The sequence below is a fragment of the Peterkaempfera griseoplana genome (assembly GCF_001418575.1).
Classification (GTDB): domain Bacteria; phylum Actinomycetota; class Actinomycetes; order Streptomycetales; family Streptomycetaceae; genus Peterkaempfera; species Peterkaempfera griseoplana.
The window spans coordinates 15,991-39,465 of the sequence record NZ_LIQR01000322.1 but is presented as its reverse complement, the minus strand read 5'-3'; the positions used below and the strand labels follow the sequence as shown (position 1 = coordinate 39,465).

The following is a 23,475-nucleotide window of genomic DNA, read 5'->3' as shown; positions in this document are numbered from 1 at the left end:
GCCCTTAGACTCCCTTCGTGGACACGACGTTGCACGACCCGCTCATCGGAGCGCTGCTCGACGGCCGCTACCGGGTCGAGCAGCGTCTCGCGGTGGGCGGCATGGCCACCGTCTACCGGGGTACGGACACCCGGCTGGACCGCGTGCTGGCGCTGAAGGTGATGCATCCGGCGCTGGCCGCGGACTCCGAGTTCACCAGCCGCTTCATCCGCGAGGCCAAGGCCGTCGCCCGGCTGGCGCACCCCAATGTGGTCAATGTCTTCGACCAGGGCGCCGACGGCTCCTGTGTCTTCCTGGCGATGGAGTACGTGCCCGGCTGCACCCTGCGGGACGTGCTGCGCGACCGGGGCGCCCTGTCCATCCGGGCGGCCCTGGACATCCTGGAGCCGGTGCTGGCGGCGTTGGGCGCCGCCCACCGGGCCGGGCTGGTGCACCGCGACGTCAAGCCGGAGAACGTCCTGATCACCGAGGGCGGCCTGGTGAAGGTCGCCGACTTCGGCCTGGTCCGCACCGTCTCGGCGGACACGGCCTCCACCGGCTCCACCCCGATGCGCACGGTGATCGGCAGCGTCTCCTATCTCTCGCCCGAGCAGATCCGGCAGCAGCCCGCCGACCCCCGTTCGGACGTCTACGCCTGCGGCATCGTGCTCTACGAGATGCTCACCGGCCGCAAACCGCACTCCGGGGACTCCCCCACCCAGGTCATCTACCGGCATCTCAACGAGGATGTGCCACCGCCGTCGCTGGCCGTCCCCGGGCTGCCCGGCGAGCTGGACACGGTGGTGGCCGGCGCCACCGCCCGCGACCCCGGCCGCCGTCCGTACGACGCCGTGGAGCTGCTGGCCGCCCTGCAGCGGCTGCGCCGCTCGCTGACCCCCGCGCAGCTGGACGCCGAGCCGCCCGCCTCCACCCGGTCCACCCCGCAGTACTCCACCAGCGAGGCCACCACCATGCTGCCGGCCGTCCCGGCCGGGGACGCACCGGAGCGCACCAGTGTGCTGGAGCTGCCCAGCGACCTGGTGATGCCGCAGAGCCGGCCGTACGACGAGCCCGCCGTCTTCGCCGAGCCCGCGCCGCGGCGGTCCCGGCGGGGGCTGGTGACGGTGGCGGCGCTGACCGCGCTGGCGGTGGTGGTGGGGCTGGCGACCTGGCTGCTGTCCGGTGCGCTGTACACCACCACGCCGAGCGTGCTGGGTCTCACCCGGCAGGCGGCGGCGGCCCGGCTGGACTCGGCGGGGCTGACGGCCGACTTCACCGAGTCCTTCTCCGAGACGGTGCCGCCGGGCCAGGTGATCGAGAGCGACCCCGGCCCGGGTTCCCGTGCCCGCAAGGACGACCCGGTCACGGTGGTGCTCTCCAGGGGCCCGGAGCGGATCGCGGTGCCGGCCGTGGCCGGCAAGTCGCTGGAGGCCGCACGCAAGCTGCTCACCGACGCCGGGCTGGCCCCCGGCACCACCACCGCGGACTTCAGCGACGCCATCCCGCAGGGCTCGGTGATCAGCGCCCGTCCCTCGGTGGGCAGCCGCCTGGCCCGGGAGACCCCGGTCTCCCTGGTGGTCAGCAAGGGTCCGGCACCTCTGCCGGTGCCTCAGGTGGTGGGCGAGCCGGTGGACGAGGCCCAGCAGGACCTGACCGACCAGGGCTTCGCCGTACGGATCAGCCCCGACCAGGTCTTCTCCGACACGGTGGAGGCCGGCTCCGTCGCCTCGCAGAACCCCGCGGAGCGGGCCGGCCCCGGCGCCACCGTGACCCTGACGGTCTCCAAGGGCCCCCAGCTCTTCCCGGTGCCGGACGTCCGCGGCCACTCCGAGGAGGAGGCCACCGCCCTTCTCCAGCAGGCGGGTTTCCAGGTGCGTGCGGTGCGGCTGAACCCGTTCGGCAGCCCCACGGTGCGCAACCAGTCCCCCGGCGGCGGCGACCAGAAGCCCAAGGGCTCCACGATCACCATCGTGCTGCTCTGAAGCCCCCGTCCGGGCGGTGCCCGCCGGGTATGTTGGCTGGCGGCGGGTCGGCTCCTGGACGGAGGGCACAGCTGTGCGCCGTGGCGTCTTCACCGAGGACCACGAGGTGTTCCGCGGTATCGTCCGCAGGTTCCTGGCCGAGGAGGTGGTCCCCGCCCACCCGGAGTGGGAGCGGGCCGGCCACCCTCCGCGGGAGTTCTTCCTGCGCCTGGGCGAGCTCGGGGTCTTCGGCATCGAGGCGCCGGAGGAGTTCGGCGGCGCCGGCATCGCCAGCTACAAGTACCACGCGGTGCTCGCCGAGGAGACCGCCCGTGCGGGCGTCAGCCTGGGCAGCAGCGTGGTGCACGCCGAGCTGATCCTGCCCTATCTGCTGCGGTACGCCGACGAGGAGCAGCGCAGGCGGTGGCTGCCGGGCTTCGTCTCCGGCCGGCTGATGACCGCCATCGCCATGACCGAGCCCGGGACCGGCTCGGACCTCGCGGGCATCAGGACCCGCGCGGAGCTGTCCGCGGACGGCGGCCACTATCTGCTGAACGGGGCCAAGACCTTCATCACCGGCGGCCTGGTGGCCGACCGGGTGCTGGTGGTCTGCCGGACCTCCCCCGCACCCTCCGGGGACCGGCGGGCGGGCCTGTCGATTCTGGTGGTGGACACCTCCAGCCCCGGTTTCTCGGTGGGCCGCAAGCTGGAGAAGATCGGCCTGCGGGCGTCGGACACCGTGGAGCTGTCCTTCACCGATGTGCGGGTGCCGGCCGGGGACCTGCTGGGGCGGGAGAGCGAGGCCTTCTCCTACCTCTCGGAGAACCTGCCCAGGGAGCGTCTCTCCATCGCGGTGAGCTCCCATGCGCAGGCCGCGGCGGCGCTGCGCTTCACCGTCGAGTACGTCAGGGACCGCACGGTCTTCTCCCAGCGGGTGTCCGACTTCCAGAACACCCGTTTCGTCCTGGCCGACTGCGCCTCGGACGTGGCGGCGCTGGAGGCGGTGGCGGACCGGGCGCTGGAGGCGTACGACGCCGGCGAGCTGACGGCCGCCGAGGCGGCCGGGGCCAAGCTGTTCTGCACCGAGACCGCGGCCCGGGTGATCGACCGCTGTCTGCAGCTGCACGGCGGCTACGGCTACATGCGGGAGTACCCCATCGCGCGCCTGTACGCCGACAACCGGGTGCACCGGATCTACGGCGGCACCAGCGAGATCATGCGGACCATCATCGCGAAGTCGCTGGACCTGCGGCCGGGGCCGGCCGCAGCAGGCAGGTGAGCCGGGCGGAGCAGATCCGCCGGTCCTCCTCGTCGGTGACCGCGATCCGGTAGGTGGCGACGGTACTGCCGCACCCCACCGGGGTCGCCACCGCGGTGACCAGCCCGGTACGGACGCCGCGGTGCCGGGTGGTGCTGAGGTCCACACCCAGCGCCACCCGCTCAGGGCCCGCGTACAGCAGCGCGCCGATCGACCCGGTGGTCTCCGCCAGAATGGCGCAGGCGCCGGGGTGCAGTGCGCCGTCCGGCCCGGTGTTGCCGGCGACCGGCAGGGTGGCGACCACCTCCTCCGGGGAGGCCGCGACGATGTGCATGCCCATCGACGAGGTCAGGTGCTCGGCCGCGAAGACGGCGGGGAGGTCCAGGCCGACCGCCCGGAAGCGTTCCTGGAGTTCGGCCGGGATCCGGGTCGGGGTCCGTGTGCCCACCGGGCTGCTCCGTTCTCTGGGCGTGGTGACGCGCTGTCAGTCCAGGGTGAAGACCAGGGTTCCGCTGTGCGCCGGGTTGCCCGGCCGCAGGTGCAGCTCCCGCCGGGCGGGCAGCATCACCGCGGCCGCCACGGTCCGCTCCCGGCGGATGTCGCCCTCGTCGGGGACGCAGACCGGGGGCGCCGAGAGCAGCCCGAAGCACTCCTCCGGCCCGGCCGCGGCCGGGAGCGCGGCCAGCCCCGCCTCGCAGGCGCCCAGCCGCCGCAGCGAGGAGGTCCGGGCGAAGACGTTGAGCTCGTCGGAGGGCGCCAGCTCGGGATGCAGATAGTGGTTGGTGTGCACATGGTGCGCCGACTCCACCACCCGTACCCGGCCCTCCAGCACCTCGGCGAAGGCGGTGGTCCCGGCGTCGCAGAGGCTGAAGGAGCGGGAGCTGGCCAGGTCGAGCTTCTCGATCAGCCGGCAGGCCGACGCCACGTCGGAGGCGTTCTCCAGCAGGTGCCGGACCGCGAGATAGGGCGGCAGCCCGGGACGCCAGTCGCCGCCCAGCACCAGGTTGATCCCCACCGCCAGCCCGTCGCTGTTGACGCCGAGGTAGCCCAGCAGGCCGGCGAAGCTCAGCATCAGCACCCTGCGGGGGGAGCCGGCGGGAGCGATCTCCAGCACGGCGATCTGGTCGTCCAGGTCGCCGTTCAGGTCCACGGTCTGCGCCAGCACCGGGTTGCCGCCGGCCGCCGCCCCGGACCTGGCCCAGGTGGTGCAGTCGCCCAGGGTGGGGATCTTGAGGTACCCGAGGAACTCCCGCCGCAGCTGCAGCAGCCACCCCTGCTCCTCGCCGATGCCCGCGCCGTCGGCCAGCCCCCGCACCTCCTCGGCCAGTTCCGGGAAGGACGCCGCCACCTCGGCCCGGTAGGCGGCCACCCGCGGCAGCAGGTCGGCCATGGTCACCGGGGCGGGCAGCAGATGGTTCAGCCGGCCGAGGGCGTCGTCCAGGAAGGCCCGCAGCGCGGCCGCCCGGGCCTCGCCGTGCAGTCGCCCCAGGGTGTACGGCTCCCCCGCCAGCCGCAGCAGCGGGGCCTGCGGCTGCACCGTCACCGGGCGTTCCCGGCGGTCCTCGCACCGGGACCCGCCGACAGTCGCTGTCGCACCTGCGGCCACTCCTGGGCCAGGATGCTGTAGAAGACCGCGTCCCGCCGCCGGCCGCCGGGCATCGGGTTGAAGCTGCGGAGCACGCCCTCCTCCACGGCGCCGATGTTGCGCAGGCCTCGGCGCGCCTGCTCGTTGAGCACATCGGTCTTGAACTCGACCCGCAGCGCCCCCAGCCGTTCGAAGGCGTGCTCCAGCAGCAGGTACTTGGCCCAGTGGTTGACGCCCCGGCCGCGGAACTCCCGGCCCAGCCAGGACCAGCCGATCTCCAGCCGTCCGTCCGCCTCGGCCAGGTTGCCGAAGCTCATGCTGCCTGCGGCCCGTCCGGTGGCCTTGTCGGTGATGTGGAAGACCACCCGCCGCCCGGCGGCCGCGTCCGCGAGGCCGGCCGCGAAGAACGCCTCGTAGTCGGCGTCGGTCTCCACCCGGGAGACGAAGTAGCGCCAGATCGCCTCGTCCATGGCGATGGCGTGCAGCGACTCCCGGTCCTCGGGGGTGACCGGCCGCAGCAGCACCCGGTCGTTCTCCAGCACCGCCGGTGCGATGTCCAGCCAGCCCATCTCAGACCGCCTTTCCGCAGTGGGGCGCGAGGGCGTCGGCGACCTCGCGCAGGGTGCGCAGCCGGGCGATGTCGTGCTCTGTGAAGCAGGAGAGGTCCACGCCCGCCTCGTCGCAGACCGACATCATGAAGAGGACCTTGTTGAGCGAGGTCAGGCCGTAGCGTTCCGCCATGTCGGCGTCCGGCTCCAGGTCCTCGGGGCTGATCCCGGTGGCCAGGACGCGGGCCAGGCTGCCGCGCGCCGCGCGCTCTGCGTCAGCGTGCATGTGCTCCTCCGTCGGGGTCGTCGATCTGCTGCCGGAAGGCCTCCCGGATCCGGCTCCGTCTGGGCTTGAACTGGGAGGTGAGCAGGCCGTTGCCGATGCTGAAGCCCTCCGGGGCGACGATGAACCGGCTGATCCGCTCGTCGTGGTCGAAGGTGCGGTTGGCGAGCGCCACCCGCTCCGCGACGGCCTGCTCGTCGGCCGGGTCCGTGGCCGGCGCCACCACCACGACCAGCCGTGTCTGGTCGACGCAGAACAGGACGCACTGCTCGACGGCCGGATCGGCGCGCAGGAACTCCTCGATCGGGCGGACCATGACCTTGCGTCCGTTGTCCAGCACGATCACGTCGTCGTGGCGGCCCTGGACGAAGAGGAAGCCGTCCTGGTCGAGGTAGCCGACGTCGCCGGTGCGCACCGTGCCGTCCGGACCGAAGGTGCGCTCGGAGTCGCCGGGTGCGGCGTACTCGTAGCGCCGGGCCACCGGCTGGGCGCTGCGTACGCTGATCACCCCCTGCTCGTCGAAGAGCACCTCCTTGCCGGGGAGCACCTGGCCGACGCTGCCCGGCCGGTGGGCGCCGGGGTGGTTCTTGCTGACGATGCAGGTCTCGTTGAGGCCGTAGCCCTCGAAGAGCGGCATGCCCAGCGAGGTGAAGAAGTCCAGCGTCGCGGGGGCGGCGGGCGCCGACCCCGTCCACAGATAGCGGATCCGGTTGCCGAAGAGCCGCCGCGCCGCGTCGCGAAGCCGGTCGCCGGGCTCGTCTGCTGACGTACCGTCATGGGCGGCCTGCGCCTCGATGTGCGCCCGGGCGGTCTCGTAGAACCCGGGCACGCCCATCACCACCGTCGGCTGGACCCTGGCAAGTGCCGGGAAGGCCGCCTCGTAGGTGGAGACGGTGATGTCGTGGCCGAAGAGCAGCGCGGAGTACACCCAGTACCGCTGCTGCAGCAGCGACAGCGGCAGGAAGACGAAGAGGTCGTCCCCCGGGCCGTGTCCGAAGAGCTGCTGGACGGCCCCCAGCGACAGGTCGATGCTGCCCGCCGTGGCCGCCAGCGCCTTGGGCCGGCCGCTGCTGCCGGAGGTGAACTTGAGGGTGGTGGGGGCGTCCGGCGGATAGTGGGCCACGGGCAGCCCGGGCTGCGGGCCGCCCTTCTCCACCAGCCGGGCGACCTCGGCCATGGACCGGACCGCCGGGTGGTCCGACGGCTGGTCGGTGAAGAGCAGGGTGAGGCCGTAGCGGGCGCAGAGCTCGTCGGGGGCGCGGAACTTGTGCGGTTCCAGGCCCGCGGTCACCGCGCCCAGCCGCAGCGCCGCGAGGTCCAGCAGCACCCAGGCGGGGCTGTTGGCGGCCAGGATGCCGATCCGGTCGCCCGGGCCGACCCCGAGTTCGTGCAGCCTGGCCGCCAGCCGGCCGGCCTGCTCGGCCAGTTCGGCCAGCTCCATCGACTCGGTGGCGCCCAGGCTCACCCAGCGGATCCGGCCGGCGGCGGGCGGGAGGCCGGCGGCGATCCGGTTGATCAGGGAGTCGGTGCCGGGCCGCTCGGCAACGGGGGTCACCGGGCCGCCACCGCCGGGGTGAAGAACTCCTGGTCCGCGAGGGTGATCCGGGTGCCCGGCTTGACCAGTTCCACGGCACGCGGCCACTCCACCGGCGCCGCGGCCCCCAGCGCGGCCGCCAGACGTCCGGCGAACCGCGGCATCAGCGGAGTGGCGCAGCGGGCGAGCAGCTGTGCCGCGGCCAGTTCCAGGGCCACCGCGGTACGGGACTCGTCGGCCAGGGCCGGGGAGTCGGCGAGCCGCCCCTCGGTGCGGTGGAAACGCTGGGCGTCCGCCACGATGCCGGTCAGCGCCTCCGCCGCCAGGTTGAGCGAGAAGCCGTCCTGGCCGAGGGCGCCGGTGACCTCGGCCAGCCGGTGCCGCAGGCGGTCCAGGAAGGCCCGGTGCTCGGGGGTCCACACCCCGGCGTCCGGGGCCTCTCCACCGTGGCGGGTGTCGATCCGGGTGCCGAGGTCGTTCAGCCAGGCCTGCCAGCGGCCGATCAGGGTGTCCCGCAGGGAGGCGTCATAGGCGCCGCGGCTGAAGTTGGTGCGCCGCCCCTCGGGGCGGGTCAGGGAGAGGTGGTAGCGCACCGCGTCCACGCTCTCGGGGCTGAGGATCTCCTTGCCCCACACGGCGTGGCGGCGGCTGGTGGAGAACTTCTCACCGTCGAGCAGGTAGAACTCGTTGGGGTGGTAGTCGATGTCCGGGTTCCACTGCGGGAACGCCAGCCGGTAGAGCGCCGGGTAGAGGACCGCGTGGTAGAAGCTGTTGTCGTAGCCGAAGAAGTGGACGATCTTCCAGTCCTGTCGGGGTCGGTCCGCCGACCAGTCACGGCCCAGCCGGCGGCCCAGCGTCTGGATGCCGTACAGGAAGCCGTAGGCCATCTCCGGCCACACCCAGATCACCTGGCCGTCGGTCCCCGGCTCGGCCGCCGGGACGCCCCAGCGCGCGGGGTGGCTGAGGGCGATGTCCACCCGGTCGCGGCGGAAGATCCGCTCGGCCAGCTCCCGCAGCCTGGCCGGCACCCGGCCGAGCCGGTGGTGCGCGGCGACGTCCTCCGCGGACTCGTGCAGCGGCAGGGACCAGCGCACCGCGGTGCCCCTGCGGGGCGCGTGCGGGGAGCGGGTGGCGCGGGCGTGGTGGATGTCGGCGCAGGAGTTGGGCTCGCCGCAGTCCTCGCAGATGTTGCCGCCCGTGGACTGGCCGCACCACGGGCAGAGCCCCGCGACGTCCACCTCGTAGAGGTAGCGGCCGCTGTCCTCGTCGAAGAGCGCGGGGCCCTCGGCGAGTGCGGGCCTGCCGGAGTCCACGATGCGGCTGAAGAAGCGGCGCAGCCCGTCGGGGTAGCCCTCCGCGGTGCCGGTGGCGGTGTACTGGTCCGGCTCGATGTCCATCAGCCGCAGCGTCGCCAGGATCTCCGCGCTGTAGCGCGCGGCCGTCTCCGCCGGTGAACCGCCCTCCAGGGCCGCCGTGTCGACGACATAGCTCTGGTAGTCGTCGCTGCCGGTGAGGTGCCAGGCGTCCACTCCGTGCATCCGCTGGAAGCGGACGAAGACGTCGGCGCCCAGGTACGGCCCGGAGAGATGGCCGAGGTGCAGGTCGCCGTTGGGGGTGGGGGGTGTGGAGAAGACCAGCACCGGCCGCTCGTCGAGGCTGCGGCCGGGGTCGTCGGCCGGCTGCCCCGGGTGACGGGCGCCGGCGTCGTGGCTGGAGTGGGTCACGTGTGGCTCCTCAGTGCCGTACTCGGTTCGAGCAGGTCGGCGGCCTCCGACGCGATGGCCGGGGCCAGGCGGTAGCCGGAGCCGCCTGCCGCGCCGGCGAACACCAGGCGGGTGTCGCCGCCCACGGACCGGACCAGCGGCTCGCGGCCTGGGCTGTAGGCGTCGCAGAAGACCCGGCCCGCGGTGCAGCGCTCGGCCGCCGCGGGGGCGTAGCGGCGCAGCAGTTCCCGCGCCTGCGCCAGATGGCCGGGGGACGGGCCGGGTGCGAGGGCGTCCGGGTCGACGTCCCACTCCCGGCAGGTGTAGCTGAACAGCCAGTGGTTGCGGTGGTGCAGCGGCAGCAGGAAGGCGTCCTCGTCGTGCAGGACGGTCACCGGGTCCGCCGCCGAGCAGGGCAGGTCGATGTGGAGTGCCACCACCTTCTTGACCCGCACCCCCTCGGGTGCGACGGCGTCCCGCCAGGCCGGGGCGGCGGTCCACGGCCCGGGGGCGAGCACCACCCGGCCCGCGGACAGCGTCCCGCCGGTGCTGAGGTGCAGCAGGACGCCGTCGCGCTGCGGTACGACCCGCAGCACCGCCACCCCCTCGCGGACCGCGACGCCCGGCCGCAGCCGGGCCGTCAGCCGCTGCACCAGCGCCGGGACGTCGGCGTACTGGCTGCCGCCGGTGTGCCATGCGGTGTACCCGGCGGGCAGGCGCAGCGGATCGCCCGGCGGTTCGCCGACGGGGGCGGGGCCGCCGGGGTCGAGATAGTCGGCGCGGATCCGGTCGGCGTCGGCCTCCCGGGTGACCACCCGCATCTGCAGCGGGCGGATGGGCAGCGCGGGCTCCTCGTCGAGCAGCCGCTCGTAGTACGCCTGGCTGTGGCGGGTCATCCGCCTGACCCGGGGGGTGGCACCGCGGGGGATGTGCAGTCCGGCCGAGCGGCGGCTGGCGCCCTGTCCCGCCGAGTCCCGGTCGAGCAGCACCACGGAGGCGGCGGGCTCCCGGGCGCCGGCCTCACGGGCGACCATGCAGCCGATGATCCCGGCGCCGACGACGGCGATGTCGGCGCGGTCCGCGGTCATCGGTCCTCCCCGGGCGTCCCGGCGGGGCTCTCCGGCCCCCAGCTGATGAAGGAGGGCAGCTGGTCGGGGGTGTGGGTGCCGCGCAGCCGGTCCAGGATGCGCATGCTGCGCCAGGCGCTGAGGCTGAGGTTGGGGTCGGCGAGGCCGCGCTGGCCGCGGGCGGCGTTCTGCAGGAAGAGACTGCGGTCGGGCGGCCCGTCCCAGCGGACGGCGAAGTCCCGGTCGATCCGGTACTCGTCGCCGTCGCGTTCCAGCCGTCCGGCGATCGGGTCGAGGAAGTCCATGGGGCCGGGCCGCAGACCGGTCGCCCACACCACCACGTCGGCCTCCAGCCATTCGGCGGCGCCGGCCGCGTCGTTGTGCGCCAGGCGGATGCGCCAGCCCTCGGCGTCGCTGCCGGTGACGGCGGTGACCTCGCGGTTGGGGTGGAAGGAGGTGAGGTCCTTGGCCTCCCCGGTGAAGCGGTGGACGTACACCTGCTGGTAGATGCTGCGCAGGGTGGACTCGGTGATGCCGTCGCTGGCCAGCACGTGCCGGCTGTTGAAGGCGGTGCGGGTGGGCCGGTCCAGTCCGAAGAAGTACTCGGAGTGGCAGGGCATGAAGAAGTCGTTGGTGAAGGGGGAGTCGTCGATCGGCAGGAAGTTGCGGCGTCTGGAGACCCAGGAGACCTGCCGGGGCAGCTCGGCCTCGGGCCGGGAGATCAGGTCGAGGAACGCCTCCGCGCCGGACTGCCCGCCGCCGACCACCACCACCCGCCGGGCCGTCAGGTCGCCCGCCAGTTCGCGGAACCGGCTGACATGGAACTGGCTCGTCCCCAGCTGCGGCTCGGCGAACGGCGGGACCCAGGGGGTGCTGCCGACCCCGATCGCCAGGTTGTCGGCGGACAGCGTCCGGCTGCCGGTGTGCACCACGAAGGCCCCGCCCGAGGCCCCGTCGAACGTCACCGAGAGCACCTCCTCGCCGAACACGATGTTGCTGTTGCGGTGGCTGGCCCACTCCAGGTAGTTGCGGAACTCCTGGCGCGGCACGGCGTCGAACTGGGCGTTGATGTAGTGGTAGATCCGGCCCTGTTCGTGCAGGTAGGCCAGGAAGGAGAAGGGGTTGGTGGGGTCCGCCAGGGTCACCAGGTCCTTCAGCGGCGACACCTGGAGGACCGCGCCGGGGATCTGCTGCCCGTCGTGCCAGCCGAAGCTCGGCTTGCGGTCCAGGAAGAGATGGGAGATCCGGGAGCTGTGCGGGTGCATCAGCGAGGCCAGGCTGAGGTTGGCGGGTCCCACGCCGATGCCCAGGCAGTGGAAGTGCGGCCGGCCGCGACGCGTCCGGTGGTGCGCGGTCATCGTCAGCGTCCTTCCCTCGGGTGGGCCGGACCGGCGGGGGCGAGCACTTCGGCGATGATCGCCCGCTGCACCTCCGAGGCGCCCTCGTAGATCCTCAGTGAGCGGATCTGCCGGTACAGCGACTCCGGGAGGCTGCCGCTGACCAGGCCGGCGGCGCCGAAGACCTGGACGCAGGCGTCCACCACCTGCTGTGCGGCCTCGGTCGCATAGAGCTTGGCGATGCTGGAGTGCCTGGCGAAGCCCGGCGCGGCCCGGTCCGCCTCCCAGGCGGCACGGGCGACCAGCAGCGCGGCCGCGTTCAGCTTGACCTCGGTGTCGGCGAAGCCGGCCTTCACGGTGTCCAGGTCGAAGAGCCGGCCGCCCTGCATCGGCCGGGACCGGGCCCTGGTCAGTGCGGCGTCCCTGGCGCACCGGGCGAAGCCGAGGGCCGCGGCGCCCACCGTCATCCGGGCTCGGGCCAGGGTGTCCAGGGCGATCACCGCCCCGCCGCCGGGCCGGCCGAGCACACTGCTCTCCGGGACCGGGCAGCGGTCGAAGGAGAGCGTGGCGAGGGACCGGGGGGCGGTCAGCGCCACCTGCTCGGTGTGCAGTCCGGGCAGGTCCGCGGGGACCAGGAAGGCGGTCAGGCCCAGCAGTCCCGGGCCCTCCCCGGTCCTGGCGAGCACACAGTGCAGATCGGCGGTGCTGCCGCAGGCGACCCAGGTCTTTGCCCCGTCCAGCAGGTATCCGCCCTCCACCCGCTCGGCCCGCAGCGCCAGCGCGGCCAGGTCGGAACCGGCCTGCTCCTCCGAGACGGCGAAGGAGCCGCTGGTACGGCCGGCGGCCATGCCCGGCAGATGGCGGCGGCGCTGCTCGGCGGTGCCGTACCGCAGGATGGGCAGGGCGGCCAGGACCTGGACGGAGAAGGCGAAGTCGGCCAGGTCGTCGGTGCGGGCCAGCGCCTCGCGCACCAGGCACAGGCCGCGGAAGTCGCCGTCCCGGCGCACCTCCTCGGCGGCGTCCGGGTCCAGATGGGCAAGCAGTCCCGCGTCACCGAGCGCCCGCAGCAGCCGCCGGCCGGTCTCCCGGGGGTCCTCACCGTCCGGTGCGGGTTTCAGCTCCTCGCACCAGCGGCTGATCCGCCGGGCCAGGCCCAGATGGTGCGGTTCGTAGAAGGGGAGCCGGAGGATCTCCGGGTCCAGGCGGCCGGCGGTCGCGCCGGGTGCGGCGGTGGGCGGCATCAGCGTGGACTCCCCTGCGTCCGGGCCGTCAGGACGCGTACCAGCCGGTGCTCGGCGAAGAGGGCGAACGAGGCGTAGCCGCGCCACACCCGCCGCCACTCCTGCTGCACCGCGGCGGCGCCCGAGGTGCGGCGCACCGTGTCCAGGTGGGCGACGACCAGGTCGGCGGCCTGCCGGGCATGGCCCGCCGACATGTTGTCGATGGACAGATGGGCCTGCTCGTAGCAGGCGTCGAAGCCGTGGTGCCGCAGCTTCTCGATCTGCTGCAGGCCCAGCTCCCCCAGCCCGAACATCTCGGCTCCGAGGTTGAACCCGAGGATCTCGTTGTAGAGGGTGTCCGGGAAGAGGGCCAGGCAGAGCTGGTGGATGGCGAACGGATAGCTGTCGTCGGGGAGTTCGACCTGCTCGACGAAGGCCTCCTCGCGGATGTGCGGCAGCCCGATCCCCATGTCGGCCAGCACCTGACGGATCAGGGTGAGATGGTTCTTGCGCGGGTCGCCGCGCCCCATCTCGTCGGCGTAGATGGCGAACAGCATCCCGTCGGCCGGCCGGTCGAAGCGCCCGGCGTTGCCGGTCCGGTACGCCCATGCGCCGTCCACCAGGTGCGACAGTGCGGCGCGCCGCCGCCCGGCCACCACCTGCTCGCGGTCGGGCATCCGTGCCACCGGGCGGCAGGAGCCCACCAGTTTGTCCCAGTAGATCCGCTCCACCCGCTCGATCAGCCGCTCCGGGGTGTAGTCGAACCACTCGGCGTCGGTGCAGCGGCCGCGGGCGCCGTGCTCGAAGAGGATCTCGGCGGCGTCCAGCGTCTCCAGGGCCCGCTGCCTGGCCAGCGGCAGGGTGCCCGGGAAGTGCTCGATGTCCACCAGCCGGCGCAGCAGCGCCCGGTCGCCGGGGGTGCCGGGGTCGGCGAGCACCTCCCCGGCCGCGCGGTGGGCGGTCAGGGCCGCACTCCAGCGGTCGGCGGCGGCCGCGGACTCGGCGGGCTCGTCGGTGGCTGCCTCATCGGCGGCCGCCTCGTCGGTGGCAGGCCCGGCCGTCTCGGTGACGGCGGGCCCGGTACCGCGGTCGGCGGTCTCGGCCCACTGGCGCAGGGTGGCCGCCTCCTCCCGGTCGAAGATGCCGAACATCGGGCCACCGAAGGCGATGGCGTCCAGGAAGGGGTATCCGCCGTCGGGACGCCGGCGCAGCTGCGGCGAGCCCTTCAGCAGCGCCACCAGCGTCCCGGGGTCGGCCGCGCAGGACTCCATCGCCTCGCTGAGCGGGCGCCCGCCGAGCCGCACCCGGCGGTGCTGCTCCCCCGCGTACGGCGCGTGCCGCCCGAGGATCCGGCCGACCCGCTGGTCCAGCGTCAGCCGCCGCCGGCGGTCCGCCAGACCGGCCAGCAGGGCGACGTGTTCCCGCTCCAGGGCCAGGCACAGGCGTACGGCCGTGTGCAGCCGCCCGGCCGCGCCGCCGCCCTCGCCCACCAGGGCGGCGAGGCAGTCGGCCAGCGCGCCGCGCAGCAGCGGCTCGTCGAGCACCGGGGGCGTGCCGAGCAGCAGGTCGTCCACGCCGAGCGCATGGAAGGCGTAGTGGACCCCGGCGACCTCCGGCAGGAAGCTCGCCGGGAACCGGGACAGCGCCAGATAGAAGGAGCCGTGCAGTGCCGTCAGCGGGCGGGCCTGGGTCTCCCGCAGGAACGCCTCGGAGTTGAGCGGCGGCAGGAGGACGCCCAGGTCCTCCAGGGCCCGGCGGCGGCGCTGCTCGGCGCTGCGCTGCGGCTCACCCTCCCCCTTGAGCCGGAAGTGGTGGGTGAAGAGCCGGTTGACCACCGTGGTGGGCTGGGTGGCGGGCTGCGAGAGGGTGTCCAGCCAGCAGCCGCCCAGCAGGGCGACGGGGGCGCGCTGGCGCAGCACCGCCGTCCTGGTCCCGGCGGGGGCCGCGGCGAGTTCGCCGAGGGTGGCCGAGAGTTCCTCGCGGACGGCGAGCACCTCCGCGGCGATGCCGTCGGCGGTGGGCGGCGCGGCCGCCGCGGTGCCCGGCCGCGGGGGCTGCGGCGCCCCGGCCAGGAAGGCGTCCACGGTACGCAGGGCGGCCAGCAGGGCCGGCTCCGACTCCTGGTCGGCGAGCAGCCTCCGGTAGCGGTCGGCGGCGGGCAGTGCCAGCAGCGCCGCAGCCTGGGGGGCGGCCCCGGGGCTGAACTCGAAGCGTCCCGGCCGGGTCGGCGGCAGGGGGTCGATCGTGTCGGGCGGCAGCCCGGAGGACGGGCTTGCAGTCATGGAGTTCCCCATCCCTTCTCGTCGCTGCGGCGCTTCCTGCGGTGGCTTACTGGGCGGCGGTCCCCTGCAGCAGCACGCCGATCCGGGATCCGGGCACACTGGCGGCGAGCAGATAGTGGTCGCCGTCCCGCGGCCCGCCGGGACCGGTCCGGTCCACCAGGTTGATCAGCGGGTCGGCGGCGAAGCAGTGCCCGACCCGCTCGATGTTGTCGGTGTAGATCTGCTCGGTGCGGAACCCGGCCTGCCGCTCCTTCATCAGGGTGATCGGGCGGTAGAGGTTGGTGGGGAAGAGCCCGGCGAGCTCCTCCACCCGCAGCGACAGCGGCTGCAGCAGGCTGTCGTTGACCTGGCGGGCCAGGTCGGAGCTGATCTCGTCGGACCGGTCGAGCAACGCGGTGTCCTGCGCGGCGGCCCCGGCGAGGATGCGCCAGCCCTCCTGGGCGACCCGGGCGCGGGTGACCAGGCAGCTTGCGGCGCCGTCGCTGAAGAGGGCGAAGTCGGTGATCCGGGCCTCCTCCGTGGGCGCCCGGTCGGCGGTGACGACCAGGATGCAGCGGTGGGCCCCGGCGGTGGCCAGGGCGTGTGCGATCCACAGGCCGGCCAGCAGATTGGCGCATCTGTTGAGGGTGACGCCGAAGAAGGCGGCGTCACCGATGCCGAGGCCGGCCATGATGCGCGCCGCGAAGCGGCCGTGGGTGTCGACGGAGTCGGGGAACCGGGTGGAGCAGAGCACCAGGGCGTCCACCTCGGCCGGGCGGAGGCCGGCCGTCCGCAGGGTCTCCCTGCCGCTCGCCACCGCCAGCGCCTCGACCGCCCCCGCCGTCCGGTGGACCGATCCCCAGCCCCACAGGGAGGCGTCCGGCAGCATCCTCAGTTCACGTGCCCGGCGGGGCAGTTCCGGCAGGTCCCGGTGAGCGGTCTCCATTTCACCGAGTACGTATCGCGGAGCTTCCAGAAATACGGAGTCCCGGTTCATTCAGCAGTTCCGGCCAGAGGGTGCAACACTCCTCCTGGTGAAGCGTCGGCAAATCGACGTCACCGCACGGGCCAGACCGCCCGGAGACGCTCGTTCGTGGCGTTTCACATAACGGGCCGCCCATGTCCGGGCGGCACCGGGAAGTGATCCTAGGCGACGAAAGCCGACTGCGCCAGATGCCTTCTCGGCCTCTCCCCGGGGGACCTGCTCCGCTGTCCGGAACGGGCCGGACCGCCTGCTCCGGCCTCGCCCCGCTGTCCACGGACCGGACGTCACCCCTTGCTAAGTGCCCAGCGCATGTGCGTAGATGATGAAGGATCAGCCGTTCACCGGCCGATCCGCAAGGCCATCGTTCCACGGTCGTCCATCTGCATTGCCTTTCGCTTCACCCATCCCCGGTGAAAGACACCCACTGGAGATTCTGTGCTGCTCGACTGGCTGCAAGGCGCACAAGAGCACCGCGGTATACATTTCGCCGCCGGCGACGCCGGCTGGAGCTTCTGCCCCTATTCGGAACTTTCCCGGGACGTCCAGCGGACCGCCGCAGGACTTGCGGCCGCCGGGGTACGTCCCGGCGACATTGTCTCGTTGGTCCTCGGCGAACCCAGGGATTTTGTCACCGCCTTCATGGGCGTACTGGCGGCCGGTGCCGCACCCGCGCCGCTGGCCACCCCCGCGGCGCTGCGCGGCCTCGACCGGTACACCGCCCACCTGGGCCGGGTCCTGGCAACCGCCCGGCCGGCGCTGGTGCTGGCCGACCCGGAGCTCGCCGAGGTGGTGCTGACCGCCGCCCGGGCGTCCGGCGGCACCTTCCGAACGCTGTCGCCCGCCGACCTGGACGGTCCGCCCGTCCCCTTCGAGCCGGTGCCGCGGGCCCCGGAGGACCTGGCGCTGCTCCAGTTCACCTCCGGGTCCACCGGCAACCCCAAGGGCGTCTGGGTGACCCGGGGCAGCTTCGCCGCCAATCTGTCGGCCATCCGCGAGTGGCTGCGGTGGACCGGTGAGGACGCCTTCGCCAGCTGGCTGCCGCTCCATCACGACATGGGCCTGGTCGGCGGGATGATGATGCCGATCACCACCGGCACCGACACCTGGCTGCTGAGACCCTCCCAGTTCATCCGCTCGCCGCTGCGCTGGATCGAGTGCTTCGGCCGGCACGGCGCCACCCTCACCACCGCCCCCAGTTTCGGCTACTCCTACGCGGCCCGGCGGCTGTCCCCGGAGCAGCTCGACGGCCTGGACTTCTCCCGCTGGCGGGTGGCCATCGTCGGTGCGGAGCGCATCGACCCGGCCGCGGCCGCCGACTTCAGCTCACTGCTGGGCCCGCACGGCTTCAGCCACCGCACCCTGGTGCCCGCCTACGGGCTGGCGGAGAACACCGTCGTGGCGACCGGCACCCCGGTCGGCGCCGGCGGCCGGGTGGTCAGGGTCGAGTCCACCGCCCTGCCGGTCGGCGGGCCGGTGGCGGTGGCCGAGCAGGGCGTCCTGGGGGTCGACCGGGTCGGCGGCGGGGGCTGGCTCACCGGCTGCGGCACCGCGGTCCCCGGCTCCGGGGCGGCGGTCGTGGACGAGGAGGGGCGGCTCGTTCCGGACGGCTGCTTCGGCGAGATCGCCCTCACCGGGACGTCGCTGGCCCGCGGCTATCTGGTGGCCGCCGACCGGCTGACCCCGCTGGACCCGGCCGGCTTCCGCACCGGGGACGCCGGCTTCGCGCTGGACGGCGAGCTCTTCGTGGTGGGACGGATCGGCGAGTCGATGAAGATCCGCGGCGCCAGTGTCCACGCGGAGGACGTGGAGGCGGAGCTGGCCCGGAACCCCGCCCACCGGGCCGTCCCCTGCGCGGTCGCCTTCGGCGTGGTGGACGGCACCGACCACTGCGTGGTCTTCGCCGAGGGCCGCGTCGACCCGCTCTGGAGCGAGCAGGCCGCCGAGCAGGTCAAGGCGCTGACCTTCGGCGCGGCGCAGACCCTGGTGGTCGGCGGCCCGCGCGGCTCCGTCATCCGGACCTCCAGCGGCAAACCCCGCCGCCGCGCCATGTGGGAACAGCTGATGGGCGGCACGGAGGCGGCCGGCCGCTGGCGGGTCCTGCACGGCGTGCTGCCGGTACGGCCGCAGGACGAACCGCACCAACCGCAGCAGGCGGGTGGCACCGATGGCACCCGATGACACCGCCCAGGAGGCCGGCGCATGACAGCGATGGTGACCCTGCCCAGCCCGCGGGACCTCTACGACCGCTGGGAGTCGCAGCAGTGGAGCGTGGCCCGGGTGGAGGTGGGACGTGACGCGTCCCGGTGGGAGACGCTCAGACCGGTCACCCGCAGGGAGCTGCTGGTCGCCCTCGCGGAGCTGGAGATCGGGGAGGTCTGCGTCACCCAGACGCTGAGTTCTCTGGTGGACCACTCCCCCACCGAGGAGGACCGGATCTACCTCTGCACCCAGCTCGCCGACGAGGGGCGCCACGTCCAGTTCTTCAAGCAGTACCTGCTGGGCCCGGTGGGTGTCGACCCCGCCGAGCTGGAGCAGCCGGACAGCGAGCTGAGCCTGTTGTCGGCCTATGGGCAGATCTTCGAGCCGGTGCTCCGCGACGCCACCCGCCGGGTGCGGGAGAGCGGCGGGGACCCGGCGGTGTGGCACGCCGGAGTGGTGCAGTACCACCTGGTGACCGAGGGGGTCATCGCGGCGCCCAGCCTCAAGCGGCTGCGGGAGTTCGTCCGGGCCGTCGGGGGCCTTGCGGCCCTGGAGGAGGGCCTGTCCAACGTGGCACGCGACGAGACCCGGCATCTGACGTACGGTCAGACGGCAGCCCGGCGCGGGGTGCAGAACGGCTTCGCCGAGGTGATCGGGCAGACCTATCTGGGCGCCCTGGAGCAGGCGGTCGAGGTCCTGGTGAACCCGGGCCGCAAGGCCGTGACCCCGGTGATCCGGGCCGCGCTGGCGCACCACGCGGGGCAGTTGGACGAGCAGTGGTCGGTCGCCAGGAACCGGATGCTCCGCCAGCTGGCCCTGATCGGGCTGGACGCGCTGCGGGACGAGGCCGAGCGCGCCTGGGAGCGCGCCTTCACCCGGGCGTTCGCCGTCTACGAGCAGCGCTGGGATGCGCCGCACCCCGTACCGAAGGCCGCCGGGCTGGGTCTGCTGACCCCCCGGGCACACGTCTGAGCCAGGGAGGCTCCTGTTGGGCACCACGGACATCACCGCGCGGATACACGGGATCATCTCCAGGATGTCGCCGACCGGCGCCGCGGTCGGCTCCCCGGCCGACCGGCTGGTGGAGGACCTGGGCTATGACTCGGTGACCTTCCTGGAGCTGGCGGTCGCGCTGGAGGAGGAGTTCGACCTCACCGCGCTCGACGACGACCAGGCCACCGACCTCACCACGGTCGCCCAGGTGGAGGCGCTGGTCATCGGTACGGCCGAGCCGTCCGCACCCCCGGCATGACGGCCTCGGCGGGGGCTTGGCTGGACGCCCTGGACGGGCTGTTCCTGATCCCCGAGCCGTACCGCGACGAGGGGGCCGACCGGGCCGCCGCCCTGGCCACCCTGCGCTGCCCGGAGGGTGTGCTGGACCGGCTGGTCGCGGCGGGACTGCCCGTCGGCAGCGTCGCGGGCGAGCAGCGGTTCGACTGGTTCGACCTGTTCAATCTGGCCCTGGCGGCCGGGTCCGGGCAGTCGCTGCCCGAGGTCGCGCTGCGCTACTCGCTGCGCTGGATGCACGGCGGCGCCGCGGCCTGGACCGGCGACGCCGAGTGGAGCTTCTGCTTCGTCCAGGAGTGCGCCCGGCCCGGCGGCTGCGGCGCCGACCCGGTCTGGGAGCACGCTCTGCCCGTGCCGGAGGCGGCCGGCGGGGCGCTGCTCACACTGGACGCCCGGCCGCCCGGCGCCACCGTGGACGACGCGGTGCTGCGCAGCACCGGCCCGGGCCCGGCCCGGATCGAGGGCCAGGTCCGTACCACGGGCCGGAGCCTGGAGCTGGTCTCGCCGCGGCTGCGGGGCATCGTCGCCGACTTCATGGCCAGGGACTACCGGTGGCTGCGCATCCCGGAGCCGCTCCAGGCGGACCATCCGCGGCTGTTCGCCGCGGGGGTGGCGCCGTGCATCTCCGCCTCGCTCTTCCTGGAGGGGGAGTTCCGCGCCGCCGGCTACCGGGTGCGCACCCGGCGCGGCTGGATCCTCGGCCTGCTGGACCTGGAGCACGCCTGGGTGGAGGTGGAGGACGACGACGGGGAGGTCAAGCAGATCGACCCGGTCTTCGCCCGGCTCACCCGGTACGCGGCCGAGCCGCACCCGGCGCTCGCCGCCGCCTGCATGGGCTCCCGCCTCAACCGGCTGCTGCCGACCGCGCTGCCCGCGGACGGCCGGCCCTCCCGGCACTGGTGCGACGGTGCGGAGTCGGCGCCGCGTACCGCCACGACACTGCGACGCCTGGCCGCGCGGCCGGCGGAAGGGGGCGTCCGGTGACCGACGCCGACGATCTGGTGGTGCAGTTCCTGATGGCCAGACGGCCGGAACTGGCCTCGGTGCCACCGGAGTTGGACCTGGTCGACTCCGGTGTGCTGGACTCTCTCGGCTTCATGGCGCTGCTCGCCCTGCTGGAGGCGACCACGGGCCGGGAGTTCGACCTGGACGTGATCGCCCGGGAGGACTTCCGCACCCTGGCCCGGATCAGGGAGCGGCTGCTGGGCGCCCCGGCCGCGGAGCCGCGGTGACCACGAAGGACGCACTCACCGGCCTGGTGCTGCGGCCGCTGCGGACGGCGGAGTGCACCGCCTTCGGCCGCCCGCTGACGACCTGGGTGGCGGGGATCGCCGCCGGCCCGCCGGCCGGCGGGCTCCGGGTGGCGGACGCGCTGCCCGAGGAGGAGCTGGAGCAGGCCGCGGGGATGGCCGACCCGGTCTCCGCGGGGCACTTCGCCGCCGGCCGGGCGCTGCTGCGGACGGTCCTCGCCAGGCGGTGCGGTACGACGCCGCGCCGTTTGGCGCTGCACCGGGACGCCTGCGGCCGGCCCGCCCTCGCGGGCGCACCGGGCCGTCACGGGCTCGACTTCAACCTCTCGCACTCCGGCGGGTACGCGGCGCTCGCCGTCGGCCGCGGGATCCGGGTGGGCGTGGACCTGGAGGCGCTGACCGCGAGGAGCCACCTGGACGCGATCGCCCGGCGGGTCTTCGACCCGGCGGAGCAGGAACTGCTGCGCCGCGCCCCGCAGGGCCGGGAGCTGCAGCGCTGGTACCGCATCTGGACCACCCGGGAGGCGCTCGCCAAGGCCCGGGGCACCGGACTGCGGGGCATCTCCCATGCCGCCCCCGGCCACGGCAGCGCCTGGCTGCGGCGCGAACTGCGGGTGGCGCACGGCTATCTGGGCACGGTGGTGGCCCTGCGACCGGACAAGGACCGACGACTGTGACGTATGTGATCTCCGACCAGTGCACCGGGGTGAAGGACGCCTCCTGTGTCTCCGTCTGCCCGGTGGACTGCATCCAACCGGTGCCCGGGTCACCGGACTTCGGCACGGCCGAGCAGCTGTACATCAACCCCAGCGAGTGCATCGACTGCACCTCCTGCGCCTTCGTCTGCCCCGTGGACGCGTGCTATCCCGAGGACGAGCTGCCCGCGCAGTGGGCGTCGGCCGCGGCGCGCAACGCTGAGTACTTCCGCTGATGCCGGACGGTGAACTCCACGATCCGCACTGCCTGCCGCCCGGCGGCGCCGACGCCCTGCTGGACGGCCTGCCGTGGCGGCGGTTCGCGGTGCTCGGCGACAGTCTCGCGGAGGGGACCGGGGCGCCGTCGCCCGGTTATCGCGACCGCCCCTGGGCGGAGCGGGTGCGGGACGCCATGCGCAGGGTGCGGCCGGACGTGGCGTACCGCAACCTGGGGCGGCACGGGCTGCGGGCGGCCCAGGTACGGGACCAGCAGCTCTCCGAGGCCCTGGCCTTCGGCCCGGACCTGGCCTGCGTGCTGGCGGGCGGGAACGACCTGCTGGCCCGGGGGTTCCGGCCGGAGCTGACCGAGCAGGCGCTGGAGGAGACCGTCGCCCCGCTGTGCGCGGCGGGGGCCCGGCCGCTGCTCTTCACCCTGCTGGACTTCACCCTGGGCCGGTCCGGCGAGTCGGTGCTGCGGCCGCGGGTGGCCGCGCTCAACGAGCGTCTGCGCGCGGTCGCCCAGCGGCACGGGGCCGTCCTGGTGGAGATGGCCGGCCACCCCGCCGAGGGCGACCGCGGCCTCTACGGTCCGGACGGCATCCACCCCTCGATGCGCGGCCACGCCGTCATCGCCGCGCAGGCGATCCGGGCGCTCGCCGCGGCCGGTCGCGGCGACGGGCCCACGGCGCGCTGAGCGGGACCGCGCCCGGCTACCGCTGCTGCGGAGCGGGAGGGCCGTCGGGGTGCAGGTCGTAGAAGCCCGCGCCGTCCAGGTACCGCAGGGTTCCCAGGTCGCGCAGCAGCACCTCGTCCACCTCGTGGGCCAGGGTGAGCGCGACCGGGTAGGTGGAGTCGTCGACGGTGGGTTCCAGCCGTTCGCCGGGCCCGACCAGCAGCCGTACCTCCTGGACGCTCTCCAGCGCCCGGACCTCCTCCAGCCCCCGGTAGCCGCGGAGCGTGCCGCGGGCGGAGGAGACCATGCCGGCCCAGGCCACGCTGCGCCCGATCCGGTAGTCCTCCTCGTGGCGGGCGAGGAAGCGCTCGGGGTCGCCGTAGGCGTCGACGGTCCACTCCACCTGGGACTCGCCGGTGGCCTGGTGGGTGAGGCCCGGCAGGTCCAGCCCGGAGACCCGGGCTCCGACCTCGACCACACAGGGGCCCTGCGGGGTCAGCTTGATCTCCACATGGGCGGGGCCGTGCAGGATGCCCAGCGCGTCCAGGACCTGGAAGCCGTAGTCCACCAGCTGCTGCTGCACCTCGCCGCGGCGCGGCAGCAGATGGCAGGCCACCACCAGGTCGCGGACGCCGTTGGCGCTGATCCGGTGGGTCTTCCAGAGGTCGCAGACATGGTGGCGGCCGTCCCGGCTGACGGTGTTGAGCAGGTACTCGGCGCCCACCAGGTACTCCTGGGCGACGACGCCGTCCCCGGGCTCGGAGAAGATGTTCTCGCGCCCGGCGAGGGCGCGGTAGGCGCGTACCGAGTCCTCGGGGGTGTCGCACCAGCGGACCCCGTCGTTGGCGGCGCTGCGCAGCGGTTTGAGGATCGCCCGGCCGCCGAGCTTGCGGTGCCACTCCACCAGCTGGTCCTCGTCCTGGACCAGGAGCTGTTCGGCGCCGCGCAGCCCGCAGGCCTTGATGCGCTCGATCATGGCGTACTTGTCGCGGCGGGCCGTGCTGAGCGCGGTGCCGTTGGTGGGTGTCCCCAGGGTGGCGGACAGCCGCTCGCTCAGGGCGTCCGCGAGCTCCACCCCGAGCTCCCCGCCGGCCAGGACGGCGATCGGCTCGAACCGCGCCACATCGCGTGCCAGGGCCTCGAGGTCGCCGTCGTACACCAGGTCGGCCGCATAGCGGTTGGGGTCCGGCTTCCCCTGGTAGAGGCGTGGCACCTCGGGGGTGCTCTGGACCCGTACCGGGAGCAGTCCGGCGGCGATGAAGCCCGCCGCGAGCCGCTGGGACAGCGCATAGGTGTCCACGAGAACCACATGCCTGGCGGTCACTGACCCTAATACCTCTCCATTGGCGGCGGGGCCGGCGGTCAACACCGGGGGGACGCTGTCCGAAAACCCGGCCAATGGCCGATGAAATCATCACCCAAAGGGAATCC

22 protein-coding genes are annotated in these 23,475 nt (G+C 73.8%); 10 read left to right on the top strand and 12 right to left on the bottom strand.

Annotation, left to right across the window (positions count from 1 at the left end; genetic code table 11):
- Window positions 1-17 precede the first annotated feature (17 nt).
- Together pknB and AOK09_RS23680 are read left to right on the top strand one after the other, a co-directional pair.
- Window positions 18-1,961 (top strand): Stk1 family PASTA domain-containing Ser/Thr kinase, encoded by a 1,944-nt coding sequence (pknB, locus tag AOK09_RS23685; protein ID WP_079063362.1) that lies wholly within the window; start codon window positions 18-20, stop codon window positions 1,959-1,961.
- Window positions 1,962-2,034: 73 nt separating this feature from the next.
- Entirely contained in the window at window positions 2,035-3,219 is a 1,185-nt protein-coding gene (locus tag AOK09_RS23680; RefSeq protein ID WP_055589252.1) for an acyl-CoA dehydrogenase family protein, read from the top strand.
- Here the strand turns inward: AOK09_RS23680 and AOK09_RS23675 are convergent.
- From AOK09_RS23675 to AOK09_RS23625, 11 genes are read right to left on the bottom strand one after another with little or no spacing between them, the layout of a single operon-like run.
- A complete protein-coding gene (locus AOK09_RS23675; RefSeq protein WP_055589251.1) occupies window positions 3,167-3,646 on the bottom strand; it encodes a PaaI family thioesterase in 480 nt (159 codons plus the stop codon). The genes AOK09_RS23680 and AOK09_RS23675 overlap by 53 nt on opposite strands.
- Before the next feature lie 36 nt (window positions 3,647-3,682).
- Window positions 3,683-4,741, bottom strand: a complete 1,059-nt coding sequence (locus AOK09_RS23670; RefSeq protein ID WP_055589250.1) for a C45 family autoproteolytic acyltransferase/hydolase — start codon at window positions 4,739-4,741, stop codon at window positions 3,683-3,685.
- Window positions 4,738-5,352 carry a GNAT family N-acetyltransferase gene (locus AOK09_RS23665; RefSeq protein ID WP_055589249.1) on the bottom strand — a complete coding sequence of 205 codons (615 nt, stop codon included), beginning with the start codon at window positions 5,350-5,352 and terminating at the stop codon, window positions 4,738-4,740. Before AOK09_RS23665 ends, AOK09_RS23670 begins: the two co-directional genes overlap by 4 nt.
- A gap of 1 nt (window position 5,353) precedes the next feature.
- A complete protein-coding gene (locus AOK09_RS23660) occupies window positions 5,354-5,617 on the bottom strand; it encodes an acyl carrier protein (RefSeq protein ID WP_055589248.1) in 264 nt (87 codons plus the stop codon).
- Window positions 5,607-7,169: an AMP-binding protein gene (locus AOK09_RS23655; protein ID WP_245687446.1), complete on the bottom strand. Its 1,563-nt coding sequence runs from the start codon at window positions 7,167-7,169 to the stop codon at window positions 5,607-5,609. The genes AOK09_RS23660 and AOK09_RS23655 overlap by 11 nt, the downstream gene beginning before the upstream one ends.
- Complete coding sequence (locus AOK09_RS23650) at window positions 7,166-8,872, bottom strand: class I tRNA ligase family protein (RefSeq protein WP_055589247.1); 1,707 nt, start codon at window positions 8,870-8,872, stop codon at window positions 7,166-7,168. The genes AOK09_RS23655 and AOK09_RS23650 overlap by 4 nt, the downstream gene beginning before the upstream one ends.
- A complete protein-coding gene (locus AOK09_RS41375) occupies window positions 8,869-9,939 on the bottom strand; it encodes an NAD(P)/FAD-dependent oxidoreductase (protein WP_055589246.1) in 1,071 nt (356 codons plus the stop codon). The genes AOK09_RS23650 and AOK09_RS41375 overlap by 4 nt, the downstream gene beginning before the upstream one ends.
- The gene (locus tag AOK09_RS23640) at window positions 9,936-11,276 is read right to left on the bottom strand and encodes a lysine N(6)-hydroxylase/L-ornithine N(5)-oxygenase family protein (protein ID WP_055589245.1); all 1,341 of its coding nucleotides are present in this window, start codon (window positions 11,274-11,276) and stop codon (window positions 9,936-9,938) included. Before AOK09_RS23640 ends, AOK09_RS41375 begins: the two co-directional genes overlap by 4 nt.
- 2 nt (window positions 11,277-11,278) lie before the next feature.
- Window positions 11,279-12,496: an acyl-CoA dehydrogenase family protein gene (locus AOK09_RS23635; RefSeq protein ID WP_055589244.1), complete on the bottom strand. Its 1,218-nt coding sequence runs from the start codon at window positions 12,494-12,496 to the stop codon at window positions 11,279-11,281.
- A complete protein-coding gene (locus AOK09_RS23630) occupies window positions 12,496-14,757 on the bottom strand; it encodes an iron-containing redox enzyme family protein (protein WP_055589266.1) in 2,262 nt (753 codons plus the stop codon). Before AOK09_RS23630 ends, AOK09_RS23635 begins: the two co-directional genes overlap by 1 nt.
- Before the next feature lie 46 nt (window positions 14,758-14,803).
- Entirely contained in the window at window positions 14,804-15,682 is an 879-nt protein-coding gene (locus tag AOK09_RS23625) for a beta-ketoacyl-[acyl-carrier-protein] synthase family protein (RefSeq protein WP_245687445.1), read from the bottom strand.
- A 474-nt stretch (window positions 15,683-16,156) separates the two neighbouring features.
- On the opposite strand from AOK09_RS23625, the gene AOK09_RS23620 reads away from it, so the two are divergent.
- Genes AOK09_RS23620 through AOK09_RS23585 form a run of 8 tightly spaced genes read left to right on the top strand, consistent with a single transcriptional unit; the run spans window position 16,157 to window position 22,065 of the window.
- Window positions 16,157-17,899, top strand: coding sequence for an AMP-binding protein (locus tag AOK09_RS23620; protein ID WP_079063361.1), 1,743 nt, complete (start codon window positions 16,157-16,159; stop codon window positions 17,897-17,899).
- Between the two features lie 21 nt (window positions 17,900-17,920).
- Complete coding sequence (locus tag AOK09_RS23615; RefSeq protein ID WP_055589241.1) at window positions 17,921-18,892, top strand: ferritin family protein; 972 nt, start codon at window positions 17,921-17,923, stop codon at window positions 18,890-18,892.
- Window positions 18,893-18,908: 16 nt separating this feature from the next.
- The gene (locus tag AOK09_RS23610; protein ID WP_055589240.1) at window positions 18,909-19,172 is read left to right on the top strand and encodes an acyl carrier protein; all 264 of its coding nucleotides are present in this window, start codon (window positions 18,909-18,911) and stop codon (window positions 19,170-19,172) included.
- Window positions 19,169-20,191 carry a hypothetical protein gene (locus tag AOK09_RS23605; RefSeq protein WP_055589239.1) on the top strand — a complete coding sequence of 341 codons (1,023 nt, stop codon included), beginning with the start codon at window positions 19,169-19,171 and terminating at the stop codon, window positions 20,189-20,191. Before AOK09_RS23610 ends, AOK09_RS23605 begins: the two co-directional genes overlap by 4 nt.
- Window positions 20,188-20,439, top strand: a complete 252-nt coding sequence (locus AOK09_RS23600) for a phosphopantetheine-binding protein (protein WP_055589238.1) — start codon at window positions 20,188-20,190, stop codon at window positions 20,437-20,439. Before AOK09_RS23605 ends, AOK09_RS23600 begins: the two co-directional genes overlap by 4 nt.
- Window positions 20,436-21,134: a 4'-phosphopantetheinyl transferase family protein gene (locus AOK09_RS23595; RefSeq protein ID WP_055589237.1), complete on the top strand. Its 699-nt coding sequence runs from the start codon at window positions 20,436-20,438 to the stop codon at window positions 21,132-21,134. Before AOK09_RS23600 ends, AOK09_RS23595 begins: the two co-directional genes overlap by 4 nt.
- Window positions 21,131-21,388 carry an indolepyruvate ferredoxin oxidoreductase subunit alpha gene (locus tag AOK09_RS23590; RefSeq protein WP_055589236.1) on the top strand — a complete coding sequence of 86 codons (258 nt, stop codon included), beginning with the start codon at window positions 21,131-21,133 and terminating at the stop codon, window positions 21,386-21,388. Before AOK09_RS23595 ends, AOK09_RS23590 begins: the two co-directional genes overlap by 4 nt.
- A complete protein-coding gene (locus AOK09_RS23585) occupies window positions 21,388-22,065 on the top strand; it encodes an SGNH/GDSL hydrolase family protein (RefSeq protein ID WP_055589235.1) in 678 nt (225 codons plus the stop codon). The genes AOK09_RS23590 and AOK09_RS23585 overlap by 1 nt, the downstream gene beginning before the upstream one ends.
- A gap of 16 nt (window positions 22,066-22,081) precedes the next feature.
- On the opposite strand, the gene AOK09_RS23580 is transcribed toward AOK09_RS23585, so the two are convergent.
- Window positions 22,082-23,368 (bottom strand): ATP-grasp domain-containing protein, encoded by a 1,287-nt coding sequence (locus AOK09_RS23580; RefSeq protein ID WP_063796044.1) that lies wholly within the window; start codon window positions 23,366-23,368, stop codon window positions 22,082-22,084.
- Window positions 23,369-23,475: the final 107 nt, after the last annotated feature.

What these genes read in the sequence shown, in the direction of transcription:
- AOK09_RS23605 (WP_055589239.1), top strand. Translation starts at nt 19,169, where the DNA reads ATGACGGCCTCGGCGGGGGCTTGGCTGGACGCCCTGGACGGGCTGTTC.
- AOK09_RS23640 (WP_055589245.1), bottom strand. Translation starts at nt 11,276, where the DNA reads ATGACCGCGCACCACCGGACGCGTCGCGGCCGGCCGCACTTCCACTGC.
- AOK09_RS23585 (WP_055589235.1), top strand. Translation starts at nt 21,388, where the DNA reads ATGCCGGACGGTGAACTCCACGATCCGCACTGCCTGCCGCCCGGCGGC.
- AOK09_RS23660 (WP_055589248.1), bottom strand. Translation starts at nt 5,617, where the DNA reads ATGCACGCTGACGCAGAGCGCGCGGCGCGCGGCAGCCTGGCCCGCGTC.
- AOK09_RS23625 (WP_245687445.1), bottom strand. Translation starts at nt 15,682, where the DNA reads ATGGAGACCGCTCACCGGGACCTGCCGGAACTGCCCCGCCGGGCACGT.
- AOK09_RS23630 (WP_055589266.1), bottom strand. Translation starts at nt 14,757, where the DNA reads ATGACTGCAAGCCCGTCCTCCGGGCTGCCGCCCGACACGATCGACCCC.
- AOK09_RS23615 (WP_055589241.1), top strand. Translation starts at nt 17,921, where the DNA reads ATGACAGCGATGGTGACCCTGCCCAGCCCGCGGGACCTCTACGACCGC.
- AOK09_RS23635 (WP_055589244.1), bottom strand. Translation starts at nt 12,496, where the DNA reads ATGCCGCCCACCGCCGCACCCGGCGCGACCGCCGGCCGCCTGGACCCG.
- AOK09_RS41375 (WP_055589246.1), bottom strand. Translation starts at nt 9,939, where the DNA reads ATGACCGCGGACCGCGCCGACATCGCCGTCGTCGGCGCCGGGATCATC.
- AOK09_RS23665 (WP_055589249.1), bottom strand. Translation starts at nt 5,352, where the DNA reads ATGGGCTGGCTGGACATCGCACCGGCGGTGCTGGAGAACGACCGGGTG.